At 68.0% G+C, this 18,387-nt stretch carries 16 protein-coding genes; 4 read left to right on the top strand and 12 right to left on the bottom strand.

The genetic code is table 11. The annotated features are described in order from the left end of the window. Positions 1-226: 226 nt before the first annotated feature. The 11 genes from G495_RS0115685 to G495_RS0115635 all read right to left on the bottom strand — a co-directional run bounded on the left by G495_RS0115685 (position 227) and on the right by G495_RS0115635 (position 10,770). Positions 227-1,360 carry a sulfite exporter TauE/SafE family protein gene (locus G495_RS0115685; RefSeq protein ID WP_028588528.1) on the bottom strand — a complete coding sequence of 378 codons (1,134 nt, stop codon included), beginning with the start codon at positions 1,358-1,360 and terminating at the stop codon, positions 227-229. A gap of 45 nt (positions 1,361-1,405) precedes the next feature. Further along, positions 1,406-1,921, bottom strand: a complete 516-nt coding sequence (locus G495_RS0115680; RefSeq protein ID WP_028588527.1) for a 4Fe-4S dicluster domain-containing protein — start codon at positions 1,919-1,921, stop codon at positions 1,406-1,408. Between the two features lie 561 nt (positions 1,922-2,482). Beyond that, on the bottom strand, positions 2,483-3,925 hold the full coding sequence (locus tag G495_RS0115675) for a sodium:proton antiporter (protein WP_028588526.1): 1,443 nt from the start codon (positions 3,923-3,925) through the stop codon (positions 2,483-2,485). A gap of 100 nt (positions 3,926-4,025) precedes the next feature. Then, entirely contained in the window at positions 4,026-5,051 is a 1,026-nt protein-coding gene (locus G495_RS0115670) for an FAD:protein FMN transferase (protein ID WP_245588464.1), read from the bottom strand. Between the two features lie 57 nt (positions 5,052-5,108). After that, positions 5,109-5,945, bottom strand: a complete 837-nt coding sequence (gene rnfB / locus G495_RS19780; protein WP_035252603.1) for an RnfABCDGE type electron transport complex subunit B — start codon at positions 5,943-5,945, stop codon at positions 5,109-5,111. Between the two features lie 50 nt (positions 5,946-5,995). After that, positions 5,996-6,556 carry an electron transport complex protein RnfA gene (locus G495_RS0115660; protein ID WP_035252720.1) on the bottom strand — a complete coding sequence of 187 codons (561 nt, stop codon included), beginning with the start codon at positions 6,554-6,556 and terminating at the stop codon, positions 5,996-5,998. Positions 6,557-6,574: 18 nt separating this feature from the next. Beyond that, the gene (gene rsxE, locus G495_RS0115655; protein WP_028588523.1) at positions 6,575-7,264 is read right to left on the bottom strand and encodes an electron transport complex subunit RsxE; all 690 of its coding nucleotides are present in this window, start codon (positions 7,262-7,264) and stop codon (positions 6,575-6,577) included. A 21-nt stretch (positions 7,265-7,285) separates the two neighbouring features. Then, positions 7,286-7,858 (bottom strand): RnfABCDGE type electron transport complex subunit G, encoded by a 573-nt coding sequence (gene rnfG, locus G495_RS0115650; protein WP_028588522.1) that lies wholly within the window; start codon positions 7,856-7,858, stop codon positions 7,286-7,288. A 3-nt stretch (positions 7,859-7,861) separates the two neighbouring features. Next, positions 7,862-8,818 (bottom strand): RnfABCDGE type electron transport complex subunit D, encoded by a 957-nt coding sequence (locus tag G495_RS0115645; protein WP_028588521.1) that lies wholly within the window; start codon positions 8,816-8,818, stop codon positions 7,862-7,864. A gap of 21 nt (positions 8,819-8,839) precedes the next feature. Continuing rightward, a complete protein-coding gene (locus tag G495_RS22910; protein WP_028588520.1) occupies positions 8,840-10,033 on the bottom strand; it encodes a 4Fe-4S dicluster domain-containing protein in 1,194 nt (397 codons plus the stop codon). 5 nt (positions 10,034-10,038) lie between these two features. Next, positions 10,039-10,770, bottom strand: a complete 732-nt coding sequence (locus tag G495_RS0115635) for a cytochrome c3 family protein (protein ID WP_028588519.1) — start codon at positions 10,768-10,770, stop codon at positions 10,039-10,041. Between the two features lie 1,043 nt (positions 10,771-11,813). Here G495_RS0115635 and G495_RS0115630 point away from each other — a divergent pair. The 4 genes from G495_RS0115630 (at position 11,814) to G495_RS19770 (ending at position 16,744) form a co-directional block, all read left to right on the top strand. Next, a complete protein-coding gene (locus G495_RS0115630) occupies positions 11,814-13,895 on the top strand; it encodes a molybdopterin-dependent oxidoreductase (protein ID WP_028588518.1) in 2,082 nt (693 codons plus the stop codon). Between the two features lie 140 nt (positions 13,896-14,035). Continuing rightward, on the top strand, positions 14,036-14,845 hold the full coding sequence (locus tag G495_RS0115625) for a DUF3108 domain-containing protein (RefSeq protein ID WP_051445465.1): 810 nt from the start codon (positions 14,036-14,038) through the stop codon (positions 14,843-14,845). Between the two features lie 190 nt (positions 14,846-15,035). Further along, the gene (locus tag G495_RS20670; RefSeq protein ID WP_051445464.1) at positions 15,036-15,866 is read left to right on the top strand and encodes an OmpA/MotB family protein; all 831 of its coding nucleotides are present in this window, start codon (positions 15,036-15,038) and stop codon (positions 15,864-15,866) included. Then, positions 15,863-16,744 carry a motility protein A gene (locus G495_RS19770; protein ID WP_051445463.1) on the top strand — a complete coding sequence of 294 codons (882 nt, stop codon included), beginning with the start codon at positions 15,863-15,865 and terminating at the stop codon, positions 16,742-16,744. The genes G495_RS20670 and G495_RS19770 overlap by 4 nt, the downstream gene beginning before the upstream one ends. Positions 16,745-16,962: 218 nt before the next feature. Here the strand turns inward: G495_RS19770 and G495_RS19765 are convergent, their stop codons facing one another. Continuing rightward, positions 16,963-17,910 carry a GGDEF domain-containing protein gene (locus G495_RS19765; protein ID WP_051445462.1) on the bottom strand — a complete coding sequence of 316 codons (948 nt, stop codon included), beginning with the start codon at positions 17,908-17,910 and terminating at the stop codon, positions 16,963-16,965. Positions 17,911-18,387: the final 477 nt, after the last annotated feature.

Genomic DNA, 18,387 nt, shown 5'->3' with positions numbered 1-18,387 from the left:
GGAAACCGGGCTCCCGGCCCAGGGTACCCCAGCGGGCAGCCCGGTGCAAGAGCCCGGCCAGGGCGGAGAAGGCGTGGAAGCTGGGGAAGGGACACCTCCCGGATGGCTCAGGGGACCCCGCGGCTACGAGCCGGGGATGGGGGAGTAAGAGGCGTCCCTTCCGCAGGTTCCAGGGAGCGGACCGGCGGGCCGAAGCCCGCCGGTCGCTCTCGTGTCCGGCCCCGGATCAGTACGGGGGCAGGATGTTGTGGCCCAGGAAGCCCCTGGCCGTGTAGTTGATGCCGACGTAGAAGGCCAGGACGATGAAGAGGATCTTCAGGGCCTTGTCGGGCAGGTACTTGGAGGTGTACGGGCCCACGGTGGAGCCGATGACGATGCCCACCAGCTCGGCGCCGATCATGGTCCAGTCCACCGTCACGCTCTTGAGGAACATGTAGGAGAAGATGGAGTTGATCATGCCGATGAACACGGCCAGGGCCGAGGTGCCGGCCACCAGGTACATGGGCAGCCCGGCCACGGAGGTCAGGAAGGGCACCAGCAGGAAGCCGCCGCCCACGCCCAGGAAGGAGGCCAGCGAGGCGATGACGAAGCCGCCGATCACCGGGATGAGCGGGTTGAAGGAGAACTCCACGCCGAAGAAGGTGAACTCGCAGCGCGAGGGGGTGAAGGTCTTGACCTTCACGCCCTGGGTGGCCACGTCCAGGGTGCCGGCCTTCACGCTGGCCTGGAAGGCCTTGGCCGCGGCCTGGGCCTCCTTCTTCTTCGCCATGGCGGCGGGGGTCATTTCATAGAGCAGGTAGCAGCCCAGGAAGAGCACGAACAGGCCGAAGTAGCCCACGTACTGCGACAGGCTGATCTTGCCTGCGGTGAGCCAGGGCACCAGCAGCGAACCGGCGACGGAGCCGATGGACAGGGCGATGCCCAGGGGCAGCACCAGGCGCCCGGCCTTGTAGTAGTTGAACGAGGACAGGGCAGCCGAGCAACCCACCAGCCACTGGTTGGACACGCGGATGGAGTCGGTGACCAGCTTGTTGAGCTGCAGGTCCTTGCCCAGGCCCTTGGCGTAGCTGCCCAGCCCGAAGACCGTGATGTGGCCCACGCCGGCCATGATGCCGCCGAACGCGCCCACGGTGGAGAAGATCCAGCCGACCCACACGGCCCACAGCAGGGCCACGATCATGGAGACCTGAGGACCGCCGGGGATGCCCATGTAGCCGGGAGCATCGGCCGCGTTGACCTTGCCCGCCGCAGTCGCCTGGGCGATGGCGTCGCCCAGGGCGTCGGCCATGGCGGTCTGCGTGCCCACCAGGAGCACTGCAACGGCCAGCAGGGCCAAAACCAGGAATTTCTTGTGCCTCATAGTTGTGCCACCCTCCTAAAGGTAGTTGAAATGTCCGTGCCCCGCCTACCGGAGCACCTTCTTCAGCAGCATCTTCTGGCCATGTTCCGTGCGCGTCTTGGCCGACCGGGCGTTGGGCGAGGAGGTGAACTCCAGGGCGTGCGTGGTGCAGGCCGTGACGCAGGCGGGCTTGAGCCCGGCGTCCAGGCGGTCCTTGCACAGGTCGCACTTGATGACCTTGCCCGCCGCCTCGTCCCACTGCGGGATGTCCCAGGGGCAGGCGATGATGCAGGCCTTGCAGCCCACGCACAGGTCGCGCTGGACGTACACGACGCCGTCTTCCTCACGCCGGACCATGGCGCCAGAGGGACAGGCCGCCACGCACCAGGGTTGCTCGCAGTGGTAGCAGGGCATGAACAGGTTCATCATCCGCGGCTTGCCCGCGCGGTCCAGAGGGCCCACGGTGATCATCTGGCCAAGCTTGGCGCCCACAGGAACCTTGTTCTTCTGTTTGCAGTGCACCTCGCAGGCGTTGCAGCTGATGCACCGGTCCTGGTTGGTCTTGAACATGTACTTGCTCACAAAGTCACCTCCCGCTGGACTTCGCCTTGCACGCCGCACTCCCCGCGGCGCATCCGGCTCGATGATGACGAACCTACACCAGGAAGCTAGGCAATGGTCCAATGAAACCCGGTTCTTGTGATTATTTTAACATGTGCGCCACAGCCCTGCGCCCTGGCGCCCCATTCCATAAGTATCACGTTGGAATAGCTCCATATCCCTTCCGCCCCCCAGGCGGGGCGGCATCACGCAGACCCCGAACCTCCTTGTCCCCTACCATTTTTTTGTGCCTGCGGCAAAACAAATGCCGCCCCGGGGTTGCTCCCATGTCCGGGCGTCCAGCGGGAGGACCGGGGCGACCGCAGAAACTGCAACCCTGCTCACGCGCGCGGGCCAAGACTTCCCGGCGTTGAAATCCGCCGCCGCCGCACCCTGTTCCCGCGTGCGGAGCGCGGACGGCAGCACTCGCCGTCTTCCCTTTGCGTTTTCCACCCTGCTCCCGCGCTCGGGGCGCGGACCGCAAAAGCCCCCGCAGCCGATACTGGCTGCGGGGGCTCGCAAGGGCTCGTAAGAAGCTGCGTCCTAGATGAACAGCAGCGTCACCAGGATGAAGCAGGGGACGAGGATGCCCACGGACCAGGCCATATAGCCGAAGAAGCTGGGCATCTTCACGCCGCCGGACTCGGCGATGGAACGGACCATGAAGTTCGGCGCGTTGCCGATGTAGGTGTTGGCGCCCATGAACACCGCGCCGGCGGAGATGGCCAGCAGGGTCTCCACATGCTCCATGAGGTACGCGGCGTCGCCGCCCGCGGTGTTGAAGAACACCAGGTAGGTCGGGGCGTTGTCCAGGAAGCTGGACAGGGCGCCGGTCAGCCAGAAGTACATGGCGTTGACCGGCTGGCCGTTGGCGTCGGTGACCAGGGCGATGATGCCCGCCAGGGCGCCGTCGGCACCCGCGCGCAGGATGGCGATGGCCGGGATCATGGAGATGAAGATGCCCGCGAAGAGTTTGGCCACCTCCACGATGGGGAACCAGTCGAACTCGTTCTTCTGGCGGGTGGAGAGGGCGGTGGTCTTCAGGGAGATGTAGGCCAGCAGCAGCAGCAGGACGTCGCGGGTCAGGTTCGGCAGCTCGACGTGCACGTGGTAGACGTCGAACTCGACGTGGGGCTTCCACATGCCGCTCATGAGCACGCCGCCAACCACGCCGAGCAGCAGCACGAGGTTGAAGGAGCCCTCAAGACGCAGCTTCTCGTTGCCCGCGTTGGGCGGCACCGGCTTGCCCTCCTTGGCGAAGAGCATGGTGTCCACCACGAAGTACAGCGACAGCAGAATGGCCGCCAGGAAGACCATGGGCAGGAACATGTGCACGGTGGTCCAGAAGAAGGACACACCCTTGAGGAAGCCCAGGAACAGCGGCGGGTCGCCCAGCGGGGTCAGGGAGCCGCCGATGTTGGCTACCAGGAAGATGAAAAAGACCACGGTGTGGACCTTGTACTTGCGGTGGGCGTTGGCACGCAGCAGCGGGCGGATGAGCAGCATGGCCGCGCCGGTGGTGCCCATCCAGCTCGCCAGCACGGTGCCGATGGCCAGGATGACCACGTTGACCACAGGCTTGCCCACCAGCGAGCCGGTCAGGCACACGCCGCCGGAGATGGTGAACAGGGCAAAGAGCAGGATGATGAAGGGGATGTACTCCAGCAGCAGGGTGTGCACAACCTCGTACAGCGCCAGGGAAGCCCCGAACTGGACGGTGAAGGGCACCAGGAAGGCCAGGGCCCAGAAGGCCGAGACTTTGCCGAAATGGTGATGCCAGAAGTGCGGGGCGGCCAGGGGAAAGATGGCGATGGACAGGAGCATGCACGCGAAGGGCACGACCCACAGCCCGCCCAGCTCCTTGCCGATCTCCTCGGCCTGGTGGTGCAGGTCCCCACCGGCCGCCAGGGCGTCGGGGGCCAGCCAGGCCACCATCGCCATCACTACGGCCACCAGGGCCAGGAATCCAAACAACCGACGTGCCATCCTCGTTCTCCTTTCTGAGCGCTGTATGTCGATGTTCACAAGCTGCACAACGGACAACGCCGCCTGGCACGGCCAGGCGGCGTAAAAGCTCGGGTTGCCCCTATCCCCAGTGGCGCGAGGGCAGTTGCGCGCCACTGGCCGTGACCAGCAGGCATTCTCGGCCGGGCAGCGCGTCCACGAAGGCCAGGCCCCGGCGCGCGCCCATGACCATCACGGCTGTGGCCAGGGCGTCGGCCTCCATGACCGTGGGCGCCGTGACCGTGCAGCTCACCACCTCGTGCGGCGAGGTGCCGCTGCCCGGGGTCACCACATGGTGCAGGGTCCTGCGGCGGTCGAAGGCGTTCTCGTAGTTGCCCGAGGTGGCCACGGCGCAGTCGCGCAGGTTGATCACGGCGGGGGAGTTGCCCGCCTTGGTCGGGTCTTCCACGGCCACGACCCAGGGCTGGCCCGGGGCCTTGACCCCGGCGGCCCGGATGTCGCCGCCCGCGTTGACCAGATGGTTGACCACCCCGCAGGCCGCCAGCGTGGCCGAGGCCTGGTCGGCGATGAAGCCCTTGGCGATGCCGTCCAGGGTCAGGGCCATGCCCTGCCGCCCCAGGGTGATGCGCTCGCCGGACACGGCGATCTGGCGGGCGTCCACCAGGGCCGTGAGCTCGGCCAGCTCCTGGCGCGACGGGGCGACACCCCCGCGCAGCGCGTCCACCAGCGGGGCCACGCTGGGGTCGAAGGCGCCGTCCGAAAGCGAATGCAGCGACAGGGAACGCTCCAGCACGGCGCTCAGCTCGGCGGGTGCGCCGGACAGGCGGCCCTCGCCGTTGAGCGCCGAGATCGCCGTGTCGCCGCGGTGGCGGTCGAACACCGCGCACAGCCGCTGCATTTCCTCGAAGGCCCGCCCCACGGCCTCCTCGGCCAGATCGTGGGAGTCGTGCACGGCGGTGATGCTCACGAAGGTGCCCATGAGCGGCAGGGTCCTGGTCACGGCCTGGGCGCCGGAGCCCAGGCGGACGACGGCGTGGGCGGCGGCGGGCACGGCGCCGACGGCGGCCAGCCCCAGGCCCACCAGCCCGCAGGAACGCAGGAACTCACGCCTGGTGAAGATGCTTTCCATGGTTGTTGCCTTTTTCATGCGCGTCTCCAAATGCCCGGGCCGGGGGCGCGGGCGCAGTGTTCAAGCGTTGCAGGACTAGGCCGCCGCTTCCTGGGGCTGGGCCGCAGCCCCGGCCCCCAGACGGCGCAGGATGCCGCGCGGGCACTTCTCGGCGCAGACTTCCTGGCAGGAAGGGCCGTAGGCCAGGCAGGCCGCCTGATCGATCTGGATCTTGCCGCCCTCAAGCGCGATGCACTTGGCCGGGCATTCCTTGACGCACTTCATGCAGCTGATGCAGCCCACCCCGCAGACGTCGGAAACGGCCTTGCCCTTGTCCAGCGACGAGCACAAAACCATGACCCGCGCGGCCTGGGGCACGATCTGCATGACATGGTTGGGGCACACGGACACGCAGGTGCCGCAGGCCGTGCATTTCTCGGTGATGACGTGGACCATGCCGTGGGCCATGTACATGGCGTCGAAGGGGCAGGCCCGCATGCAGTCGCCAAGGCCGATGCACGAATAGGAGCAGGCGTCGGGGCTGCCCAGCAGCTTGGCCGCCGCGCAGCTGGGCACGCCCTGGTAGTCGTAGCGCTTGGCGACGTTGCCCTCGCTCTTGGCGCAGCGTCGGAAGGCCACCATGGGCTCTGCCGACCCGGCGGCCTTGCCGGTAAGCGCCGCGACCTTGGCGGCCACGTCAGGGCCGCCCGCGCAGCACCGGTCCGCCGGGACATCGGGATCGCGCACCGCGGCGGCGGCATAGGACTCGCAGCCCGCGAAGCCGCAGCCGCCGCAGTTGGCGCCGGGCAGGGCCTCGAGCACCGCCTCCACCCGGGGGTCCTCCTCCACGGCCAGAAGCTTGGAGGCTGCGGCCAGCACCATGGCGCAGGCCAGGCCCAGGCCGAACATGACGAGAATCGACGACGTGATCATGGTATGTACCTCTGCTTTGCGCGACTGTCGCGTGCGAACCTGCGTCGGCCCTAGCCGATCATGCCCTGGAAGGCGAAGAATGTCAGGGACATGAGCCCTGCCATGACCAGGCCGATGGACGTGCCCTGCATGGACTTGGGCACCCGGGAGATGATCAGCCTCTCCCGGATTCCGGCCATGAGGAACAGGGCCAGGGTGAAGCCCAGGGCCGCCGCGAAGGCATAGAACACCGCCACGCCCAGCCCGAACTCGTTGCGCTGGGCCAAGATGGCCAAGCCCAGCACCGCGCAGTTGGTGGTGATGAGCGGCAGGAAGATGCCCAGGGACTTGTACAGCGGCGGGACCATCTTCTTGAGGAACATCTCCACGAACTGCACCAGGGAGGCGATGACCAGGATGAAGACCAGGGTCTGGAGATAGCCCAGGCCGAAGGGGTTGAGGACGTATTTCTGCATGAGCCAGGTGAAGGCCGTGGCCATGGAGGCCACGAAGGTCACCGCCGCGCCCATGCCGACGGCCACGCCGCGGTCCTTGGAGCAGCCCACGAAGGGGCAGCACCCCAGGTACTGGGCCAGGATGATGTTGTTGACGAATATCGCCGCGATGAGCATCTCGAAGTAGTCCACGGCCTACCCCTCCTGAATGACTTGCTTGGATTCACCGATGCCGCACGCCCGGCACCCGCCGCACGAGGCCGCCAGGGACGGCTCGGGCAGACCCTTGCGCTTGCTCTGCCAGATGGCCAGGAAGTTCATGGCCCCCAGGATGAGCCCCAGGCAGACGAAGGCGCCGGGCGCCTCGACCATGAAGGTGAAGGGCTTGAAGTCCGGCCCGAACACCGACATCCCGAACACATGCCCGGCGCCGAAGGTCTCGCGGATGGCGCCCAGGAAGGTCAGGGACATGGTGAAGCCGATGCCCATGCCCAGCCCGTCGGCGATGGACAGGTGCACCGGGTTCTTGGAGGCGAAGGCCTCGGCGCGGCCCAGGATGATGCAGTTGACCACGATGAGCGGCACGAAGATGCCCAGGCTCTGGTAGAGCGGGTAGGCGTAGGCCTGCATGAGCAGTTCCACCGCGACAACCAGGGAGGCGGCGATGACGATGAAGCAGGCGATGCGCACTTTCTTGGGAATGAGGTTGCGCACCAGGGAGATAATGGCGTTGGACAGGACGAGCACGAAGATGACCGCCGCGCCCATACCCAGGCCGTCCGCGGCGGATTTGGTCACCGCCAGGACGGGGCACAGGCCGAGCACCAGCCGGAAGGGCGGCAGCTCCTGCCACAGGCCCTTGGTGAACTCCTTGACGAAACTCATGGCTTTCTCCTCGGGGCGGCCCTAGAAGGCCCCTTCCAGTTGGGGCTTGAGGCCCTTGTAGATGTCGATGGCCTTGTTCACCGCAGTCACCGTGCCCACGCTGGAGACGGTCGCTCCGGAGATGGCGTCGACGCTGCCCCCCTTGCCGCTCAGGCCCACGCGGTCCAGGGGCAGACCCCGGAACTGCTGCTGGAACTTGGGTTCGGCCACGCGCGTGCCCAGGCCGGGGGTCTCCTTGAGGGTGGTCACGCCGATGCCCGCCAGGGAGTCCTTGGCCAGGTCGATGCCGACGATGACCCCGATGTCGCCGCCAAACCCGCCGCCGAAGCCCTCCAGGGCCACGGCGGTGAGCTTGCCGCCCTTCTTGGCCGGGAAGACCATCACCGGCCCCTCGGGGGTCTCGAAGCTCTTGCGTTCGGCCAGGGGGTCGTTGTCCGCGTCGGCGAACACGCTCTTGATGGCCGGACCCTGGACATAGAAGAGCACCTGGTCCTCAATGGGCTTGGCCGTGAGTTCCTTGAGATAGGCCAGGGACAGGCCCGAAGTCCCGCTGATGAGCGAGAGCACGACGATCATGTTGATGATTTCACGCATGGCTCACCTCGCGCCGAAGGGTTTGGGCCGGATGAGATCGAAGATCGGGGTGAACAGGGCCGCGAAGAGTACCGCGAAGGGCGTGCCGTCGGGGTAAATGCCGTAGACCCGGATGAGCACGGTCATCACGCCGCAGGTGAGCCCGAAGGCCACCATGCCCGGGCGGGTCACCGGCGAGGAGTTGGGGTCCGTGGCCAGGAAGAACGCGGCCAGCACCACACTGCCGGTCAGCAGGTGGAAGACGGGGCTCGGGTGCACGCCGGGGTCCAGCATGAAGAATATCCCCGCCGTCAGCAGCACTCCGGCCAGGAAGGCCAGGGGAATGCACAGCCGCAGGACGCCCCGGGCCGCCAGGTACGCCCCGCCAGCCAGCAGCGCCAGCACCTGGGTCGCGCCCAGCGCGCCGAGCTGGCGCCCCAGGAGCATATCGGTAGTGCTGACCTGCTGCGCCGCCTCCAGGCCCAGGTACTTGAGCTGGGTCAGGGGGTTGATCAGCATGGTGCTGAGCACCATGGCGTCGGGGTCGGCCTGGGTCTTCCAGGACAGGGCGACGATGGCCCAGCCCACGACAGCCGGGCACAGCGGGTTGCCGCCCAGGCCGCCGAAGAACATCTTGCCGATGAGGATGGACAGGGCCGCGCCCATGACCACCAGCCACCACGGCGCCATGGCCGGGAGCAGGAAGGCCAGGAGCAGGCCCGTGAGCACGGCGTGGAAGTCGTCCACGCTGGACTCGCGGTCCATGATCCGGCAGCACAGCGCCTCGACGGCCACAGCCGTGGCGCACGACAGGGCCATGACCCGCAGGGCGGGCAGGCCGTAATAGACCACGGCCATGACCGCGGCGGGAACAAGGGCCAGGATATACTGTTGCATGACCCCGGTGACGGTGCGGCCGCAGTGCCAGTGGGGCGGCGCGGCCACGGTGTACAGGGTGGGTGCGGTTGCCTCTTTCGCCATGGGAGCGTCCTCTCTTCTCGGTTACTCGCCCTGCAGGCGGCAGGCGGTGAGGGCCGAGGCCTGAAGTTCCAGGGTCTGCTTGCCCAGCCGGATGAACTGCATCAGGGGCCGCCGAGCCGTGCAGGCATAGCCGCACAGGCCGCATTCCATGCAGGCCTCGATGTGGTACTCCTTGGCCTTGTCGAACAGCTTGAACTCGACGAAGCGGGTGATGAACCCGGGCAGGATCCGCGACGGGCAGACCAGCACGCATTCGCCGCAGTTGATGCAGGCCTTGTCGGTGACCGGCGGGAAAGCCGCGGCGGGCACGACGGTCAGGGCGTAGTCGCCCTTGGCCACCCCGGCATCGGTCGAGGCCACGGCCTTGCCGCGCAGGGGCCCGCCCACGACCACGCGGTCGCAGGGCTCGGGCGCGACGCCCGCCTGGGCCAGCACGTCGGCCAGCGGCGTGCCGACCTTGACCAGCAGCGCCTTGTCGCCAACGGTGAGCACCGTCTCGGTGAGCGGCAGCCCGGTTTCGGCCACCCGGCCCACGCCGTACAGGTCCATGACGCTGACCACGGTCACGCCGTTCATGGACTCCTTGCCCGTGACGGCCTTGACCACCAGCGGGTTCAGGCTGGAGGGGTACACGGGCGAGAGCTGCTTGACGGTGCAGCCGTGCAGGGTCGCGGCGCTGCCCGCAGGCACGGCCAGGACCACCGACGGGGGCTCCACCAGCTTCTGCACCAGGGCCAGGCCCTTTTCCAGGGTCTCGCGGCACTGGGCCAGCAGCGCCTCGGCGATGTGCGTGCCGGGCTCGGGGTTCAGGCCGTTGACCACCAAAAGCGGCGCCTTGGCGAAGGCCGAGGTGGACACGCCCAGGGACTTCAGGGCCTTCTTGAGGTCGTCGCGCGACAGGCCGTCCAGGGGCACGGGCGCGACGGCGGGGGCGGTCGGAGCGGCCTCGCCCTCCTTGGCGGGCTGGGCCGGGCCGGCGGTGATGACCACCTCGGCGTCGGTCACGTCGGCCACCACGCCCAGGATGGGCGAGTGGGCGTCGCCCACGGAGGTGCCGGGATGCTCGGCCACCAGGGTCCCGGGGTTCACCGGGGCCTTCTTCTTGATTGTTTTCGTGGAATGACCGCGCAGGGGAATGCGCACAACCCCGGGCTCGGGGCCGGCCTGCACGGGACCGCTGCTACCGCTAAGAAGGCTGAATCTCGGCTTGGTCATGGCGCTCACCGGAAATGGCACTTGTTGCAGTCTTCTGGGGTATGGGGGCCAGCGCCCTTTTCCTTGTGACACTGCATGCAACCCACGTGGTAGGCCTCCATCCGGGCCGCCAGGGGGAGATCCTTGGACTCGAAGTGGCAGGAGGAGCACGAAGGATACATGGTGCCGCCCTTCTCCATGCCGTGGCAGTTCTCGCAGCCCTCGAGCTTCTGGTCGAACATGTCCGCGTGGCAGTCGGCGCAGCGCTTGTGGGTGGCGTCCATCAGCGAGGGCATGGCCTCGTCGCCCTCCTGCTGGTGGCAGTCGGAGCAGGCCGTGGGCTCGGGCTCGATGGTGCTGTCGTGGTGGCAATCGGTGCAGCCGCCCACGTAGTCCTTGTGGCCCTCGTGGTCGAACTTGCTCTCGGCCAGTTCGGCGTGGTGGCAGCGGTTGCAGTACTGCTGGTCGATGGCGTCCTGGTGCGCGGCCACGAAGCCATCCTCATAGGAGGCAGGGTGGCAGGAGCCGCAGGGCAGAGGCTTGCTCGAGGGCTCGTCGCTCTCGTGGTGGCACTGCTGGCAGGGTATCTGGTACTTCTCGGCATGGACCTTGTGGGTGAATACCACCTTGCCCCCGGCGTTCTCGAACAGCAGGCGGGTGGGCATCTCTTCCGTGGAACCCGGACTCAGATACCCCACCACCCCCAGCACTCCCAGGAGCACCGTGACGATGGCGATCGGCTTGTAGCGCGTTTGCACGGGACACTTCCTCTCTGCGGTTGATTGGGCCACACACCGTTTGAAACTCCTGCAACGCCTTCCGCGTCCTGCCCAAAAAGGGACGCGGGAAGCAGTGCGCCTCCTGCCCTAGATGCTCCGGCGGCCCGGATGGCCCGGGCCCGCTCCCGTTGCCCCAACCGTCCAGCGGCGCCTGTCTGGCGCCGCAAAGGCGGGCCCGGCGGCCCGTGGCGCGCCCGCAGACATCCCTGCGGGCACCGCCCCGGCGCACCAGGCGGACGGCAACTCCCCGACTGCCCGCGCCAGGGCGGGCCCGACAGCCAGCCCGCAGGCCGGCTTCATCGCCAGGTTCGGCCAGGTGAAGGCCATGGCCTTCGCTCCTTGGTCTTGACGCTCCTCGGGAGGGCCGGAAAACGACACCCCACGTCGCTTCCGGCAGCCGCATCACGCCTGTAAAAACAGGCTTTTCGTTTCAGAGGCTAGTACTCCGAACCACATTTTGACAGCCCGTGTCAAGCCCACTCTTTTTTTCGGATATATTTCACATGCTCCTGCGCCATATCATTATATGGAAGACGCGTCTTGCAAAGTACCGCCATGCGCACACTATGGCACTGCATTCCGACTGCTCCACTCGCCTTTTCCCGCAATGGCCCCAGCGCTGCCAAGCCACGGCTGGCGGGCGCTCCCCGGATTCGTTCCGTCGCCCTGCCCGCCCCGGGTGCGCTGCCCGGGCCCCAGTTGCGCACGCAACCAGCCCCCCGCAACCGCCCCGGCGCCGCCCCGCACCCCGCTGCAAATTAATTTCGCACCCGCAGGGCGCCCGCCAGGGCAACAGCCACTAATATGCCGACATATTTTACTTTAATTCACATCCCGCTTCGGGGGAAACCGCAAATTCTTTTATTCACAAAAAGCGCGACTCCGGTTGCCAAATGCTTCCAGCCTGCTGTACAGCCTGTAGCTGGGAGACCGCGCCTCGCGGCGCACATGCCGAGCCTGGAGGAACGGGGCTCGTATTTTTCATCCAGCGCCCCCCGGGGCAAGACGAAGGGAGAATCGCCATGGCCAAGAAAACCGTCTACAGCGTCTGCGGCATGTGCTCCGTGCGCTGCCCCATCATGGTGGAAACCGAAGACGGCAACGTGAGCTTCATCCAGGGCAACCCGCACGATCCCGGCATGGCCGGCGGCCTGTGCCCGCGCGGCGGGGCGGGCTACGCCCTGCTCATGGACGAGGAGCGCCCCCAGGCGCCCATGATCCGCCAGGGCGCGCGCGGCGAAGGCAAGTGGAAGACCGTGACCTGGGACGAGGCCCTGGACTACGTGGCCGACAAGCTCCGGGCCATCATGGCCGAGCACGGCCCGCGCGCGGTGCTGTGGTCCGACCGCGGCGGCCCCTTCGCCGACCTGCACCAGGCCTTCATGCGCGCCATCGGCTCGCCCAACTACTGCAACCACGACGCCGCCTGCGCGCGCAACGTGCAACACGCCGCCAAGTCCGTCATGGGCAAGGGCCGCAAGGAAGTCGGCTACGACTACAAGAACTGCAAGCACCTCGTCTTGCAGACGCGCAACATCTTCGAGGCCATCAACGTCAAGGAAGTCAACGGCGTGCTGGACAGCAAGGCCGCCGGGGGCAAGGTCACCTGCATCGACATCCGGGCCAACATCACCGCCACCAAGGCCGACAACTTCTTCATGATCCGCCCCGGCACGGACTACGCCTTCAACCTGGCCGTGATCAACACCCTGCTGGCCAACGGCTGGTACGACAAGGACTACGCCGAGCGCTTCATCGAGGGCCTGGACACGCTCGAGGCCTTCGTCGCGCCCTACACCCCCGAGTGGGCCGAGCAGGAGACCGGCATTTCCGCCGAGGCCATCGTCAAGTTCTGCAAGGAGCTGAAATCCGCCGCCCCCGCCGTGATCTGGCACCCGGGCTGGATGACCGCGCGTTACACCACGTCCTTCTACGTCAGCCGCACGGCGTACCTGATCAACGCCCTGCTGGGGTCCATCGGCGCCAAGGGCGGCCTGCCCTTCGTCAACGGCCCCGGCGACTTCGGCAAGAAGGGCCTCAAGTCCTTCGCGGCCCTGTTCCCCAAGCCCGAGGAAAAGCGCGCCGACGGCGCGGGCTGGAAGCTCAAGCACATCGACGCGGGCCCCGGGCTCATCAACAAGGCCTACGAGGCCATCGAATCCGGCGACCCGTACCCGGTCAAGGCCTACATCGTGCACCGCCACGACCCGCTGCACGCCATGCCCGACCAGGCACGCATGAAGAAGATATGGGAAAACCTCGACCTGCTGGTAGCCACGACCTTCAGCTGGTCCGACACCGCCTGGCACGCCGACGTGGTCCTGCCCATGAGCACCTACCTGGAGCGCGACTCGCCCATCGCCACCAAGAAGGGCGTCAAGGCGTACTTCTTCCGCCGCGACCGCGCCGTGGAGCCGCGCTACGACACCCGGGCCGAATGGGAAATCCTCGGCGGGCTGGCCAAGCGCCTGGGCCGCCCCGAGCTGGCCTTCGAGACCGCCCAGGACATGTGGAACTTCCAGCTCGACGGCACGGGTTACACCCCGGCGGACTTCGACGCCACCGGCGAGATCTGGCTGGCCGACAAGCCCAAGTACCGCACCTGGGACGAGCTCAAGTTCGGCACGCCCTCGGGCAAGATCGAGGTCGTCTGCCAGAAGCTCGAAGACATGGGCCTGCCCTCGCTGCTGCCCTACCAGAGCCCGGCGGCCCCGCCCGAAGGCCAGTTCCGCATCGCCTTTGGCCGCTGCGCCCTGCACACCCAGGGTCACACCGTCAACAACACCATGCTCAACGAGCAGATGCCCGTGAACCCGGTGTGGATCAACACCGCCCGGGCCAAGGCCCTGGGCCTGGCCGACGGTGACGCCATCACCGTGTCCGGCGGGGGCTACTCGGCCCAGTCCGTGGCCCTGGTCACGGACTTCATCCACCCCGAGGCGGCCTTCATGGTCCACGGCTTCGGCCACCGCATCCCCGCCGAATCGCGCTCCTCGCGGGGCATCGCCGACCAGGAGATGATGACCGGCGGCCTGGACAAGGTGGACCCGGCGGGCGGCGCCATCGCCATGCAGGAGCACTTCATCACCATCGCCAAGGCATAACGGCACAGGCAAGATACAAACAACCCCCGCGCCGGGGGAGCGGCCCGCCGCTCCCCCGGCGCCCCCTTTTCCCCGGGCCCGATCCAGGATATGGTTGCGCCTGCCGCGTCCCCGCAACCCTGACCGGAGCGCCCGAGCCCATGGCGAATCCCCGCATCCGTCCCCTGACTGTCCTGGCCCTGGTCCTGGCCCTGGCCGCCTTGCGGCCCGCGCCCGCCACGGCCCTGGAGGGCCTGCCCTTCTGCGCGGGCGAGCGGCTGGTCTACACCCTGCGCTGGGCCGCCCTCACCGCCGGAGAGTCGTCCATCGAGGTCTTGCCCGTGACGCAGGTGGACGGCGAGCCTGCCCTGCACTTCCGGATGCAGGCCAAGACCACCGAGTTCGTGGACTTCTTCTACAAGGTCCGCGACACGGTGGACGCCTACACCGACACCGGGCTGAACCGCTCGCTGCTCTACCTCAAGAAGCAGCGCGAGGGCTCCTACAAGCGCGACATCACGGTGCGCTTCTTCTGGGACCGCTTCAAGGCCCAGTACTCCAACCTCACCAACGGCCCCAAGGACCCCATCGGCGTCTACCCGGACACCTTCGACCCCCTGTCGGTGTTCTACGCCTTCCGCATCATGCCCCTGGAGCTGGGGGGCACGGTGCTGCGCCCGGTGACGGACGGGGTGAAATGCGTCCTGGGCCGGGCCACGGTGCTGGCCCGCGAGACCGTGGAGGTGCCTGCCGGGACCTTCGACTGCTACCTCGTGGAGCCGGACCTGTCCCACGTGGGCGGCGTGTTCCGCAAGAGCCCGGGGGCCGCGCTGCACGTCTGGGTCACCGCCGACGAGCGGCGCATCCCGGTGCGCATCTCCAGCAAGGTCGCCGTGGGCCACTTCCATGCCCTGCTGACCGAGATGCAGGGCCCGGCGGACTGCTACGCGGGCTGGGCCCCCGGGCCCTGAGCGGGGCGTCGGTTTTCCGACACCCCGGGGCCCGGCGCCCGCGCGCCGCCCGGCCCGCCCCCGGCCCCGCCGCCCGGAATGCGGCCCGGGCCGCCGCTTTCACGGCCCCGCCCCGCGCCGGGCCGCCGCCCGCCTGCTGGCGGGCATGGTCCTTGCTTTCCCGTGTGGACCGTCCCCCATGGAGGACCGCATGCCCAGCGACCAGACCGCCCAGGGCGCCCCGCCGCCCCTGGCCGGGCCCGTGCCCGACCCCGCCGTGGCCCGCGCCCGGCGCATCAAGCTGTACGAGGAGGACATCTTCGGCGGCGACACCGACGTGCCCGAGGTCCACTGGTCCGTGCCCTGGGCCGACCTGATGATGACCATGTTCGTGCTGTTCACGGTGCTCTTCGTCTACGCCAGCGCGAAGATGGACTATCTCCAGGCGTTCCGGGGGCATGTGGAGTTCGAAAGTGTGGACCAGGTCTCCGAGGTGGGCACGCGCAAGGGCGATGTGCCGGTGTACGACAAGCACGTGCCCGGCCTGCTGCCTGAAACGGGCCCGCAGAAGCTCTTCGAGTCCGTCAGCGCGGCGGTCACCGAGTCGGCCCTGACCGACGTGCATGTGGAACTGGAGGGCGACACCGTGCGCATCAGCATGCACGGGCCCATGCTCTTCGAGCGCTTCGACGCCCGAGTGCAGCCCGAGGGCCTGCGCTTCCTGGCCGCCGTGTCGGCCATCGCGGCCAAGGCCCGCTACGACGTGCACGTCCATGGGCACACGGACAACACCCCCGTGCACACCCCCGAGTTCGAGACCAACTGGGAGCTCTCCACCGCGCGGGCGCTGAACGTGGCGCGCGTGCTCATGGGCGCCGGGCGGGTGGACCCCGCGCAGATCACCGTTTCCGGGCATGCCATGTACAAGCCGCGCACCCCGAACATCACCCCCGAAAGCAGGCTGCGCAACCGCCGCGTGGAAATCGAGCTCAAGCGGCCAACGGCCCCCGCGTCCATCGACTACAAGGGAGAAGGGCAATGACCCGTTCCAACGCCATCGGCGCCGCCCTGTGCGTGATCATCTTCATCATCGCCTTCGCCATGGCTGGCAGCCTGGGGGCCTACCTGAACCTGGAGGCCATCCTGGTCGTGGCCTCGGGCACCCTGGGCGCCACGCTGCTCTCCTTCCCGCTGGACCAGATCAAGACCGCCTTTTTCGTGGCCCGGGGCGCCTACCGCCACGGCGGCACCAACCCCGACGACGTCATCGGCGTGCTGCTGGACCTGTCCATCCGCTCGCGCGTGGACGGGCTGCAAAGCCTCGAGCACGCCGGGGAGCGCACCACCTTCAACTTCCTGCGCGAAGCCCTGAACATGGTGGCCGACAACTACGCCGTGGACGACATCCGCGACATCCTGATGACGGAGATCCATTTCTTCAAGATCCGGCGCCGCCAGCAGGAGCGCGTGTTCCGGGCCATGGCGGCCTACTCCCCGGCCTTCGGCCTGGCGGGCAGCGTCATCGGCCTCATCGGCCTGCTCTTCGGGCTGGGCAACACCGGCGAAATCCTCAAATACATCCCCATCGCGCTCATCTCCACCCTGTACGGCATCCTGCTGGGCAACTTCGTGCTCTCGCCCGTGGCCGAGAACATCCGCAGCAAGACCGACCGGGAGATCCTGGTCCACAAGCTGATCATCGAGGGCGTCACGGCCATCAAGACCGAGACCAACCCCCACGTGCTGGAGAAGAAGCTCTCCTCGTTCCTGACCCCGGCCGCGCGCCGCGAAACCCGCGAGACCTTCGACGACATGCGCCGGCGCTACCTCAAGCTGGCCCGCCAGCGCCGCGACGCCGAAGCCCCCGCCGAGGCCCCCGGGGCCGGAACGGGCGGCGGCGCCGCCCAGCGCAGGCGCTAGCCGGGGCGCTGCGGGGCGGAGGTCATGCTCCGCCCCGGTCGCGAAATGGGTGGCTTGGCCGGGCAGGCGGAGTGAATCCTGAAGCAACGGCATTGGTGGAGCCAGCGGGGCAGCCCGCTGGCTTTTGCGTCCGCACGGGGATGCGGGGGCCAGCCAGCCCGTCGCGCCGGGGCAGGCCGCCCTGCCCCGGGGCCCGCAGGCGCGGCCCCGGGCGGAAGCTATCCGGCGCTGACCACCGGGCCCGCCGGGGCTGCGGGCTGCTCCGGGCCGTCGGCCCAGGCCGTGACCACGCGGTTCTTGCCGCCGTTCTTGGCGGCATAGAGGGCGTCGTCCGCCGCGCGCTTGAGCTCTTCGGCCACGAGCTCCACGTCGCCCAGCAGCGGCCCGGGGCCCTCGGCCACGCCCACGCTGAGCGAGGTGCCGGGGATGCCCAGGTCGGCGAAACGGCGGCGGATGCGCTCGGCCAGCTCCACCGCGCCCCGGCGCGACACCCCGGCCACCAGCACCCCGAACTCGTCGCCCCCGTAGCGGAAGGGCGTGTCCTTCTCCTCGCGGGTGGACAGGCGCAGGATCTCCGCCAGGCGGATGAGCAGGTCGTCGCCCGCCATGTGCCCCAGGGTGTCGTTCACGCCCTTGAACCCGTCGCAGTCGATCATCATCAGGTGGAAGGCCTCGCCGCGCTCCAGGGCCCGGGCGGCCATCTCGCGCACGCGGATCTCGAAGAAGCGGCGGTTGGAGATGCGCGTCAGGCCGTCGAGAAAGGAGAGCTGCTCGAACTTCTCCATGCTCTGGGCCGTGTCGTTCAGGCGGCAGCGCAGCCAGTCCTCGCGGCTGGCAATGGCGTGGACCATCCAGTAGAAATTGCGCTTGAGTTGCATGAGCTCGTGCTCGTCGTCGCCCTCGGGGGGCAGGGGCCATTCGGCGTCGTAGTCGCCCTGCTTCACCCGCAGGCAGAAGTTGTTCATGGCCCGGATGTCGGCCATGAAGATGACGTTGCCCAGGTAGTTGGCCAGCGGCTTGAGGGCGATGGCGAAGGCGATGATGAACACGCACAGGAACAGCTCGAGCTGCTCCATGCGGTTGCCGTAGGCCAGGAACAGCGCCGCCGCCATGGGCGCGAGCACGGTCAGGCCGAGGATCAGGGACAGTTTGGTATCGACTTTCATGGCTGTTCGACTCTCATGGCAGGCCCTGCGCAAGGCCAGACCCCTTCGGGATGGCCGGCCCCGCCCCGGCCCGCCGGAGGCCGCCCCCGGTAGACCGGAGTCCCCTCCGGCGCGCGCCGCCCCGGCGGGGCCACGCGGAGCCGACCCTAATTGAAATTGAAAATCATTGTCAATAATATCTTTCGCGTTTCGCCGCGAAAAGTGCAGCTTCGCACGGAATCGCCCGTCCGGCACAGCCCGAGCGCCGGGAGGAGCGGAACAGCGGGCAAGGCACGCAATCCGGGAGGATGGGAGCGCCGCGAGATGGCGAGTCTTCCTGCCCTGCCTCCGGGGCGGGGGCACGCGCCGACCCCGGGGGTGGTGGACGTGCGAGTGCTGGCCTTATCACCGGACGCGCGGGCACGCGGGGGTTCTGCCCAGCTGGCGGCGTAGTGCTGAACCCTTATCTCCGGGCGCGCGGGCACGCGGGGAATCACG

It is taken from the genome of Desulfocurvus vexinensis DSM 17965, assembly GCF_000519125.1.
GTDB classification, from domain to species: domain Bacteria; phylum Desulfobacterota; class Desulfovibrionia; order Desulfovibrionales; family Desulfovibrionaceae; genus Desulfocurvus; species Desulfocurvus vexinensis.
This window is presented reverse-complemented; position numbering and strand designations above follow the sequence as displayed.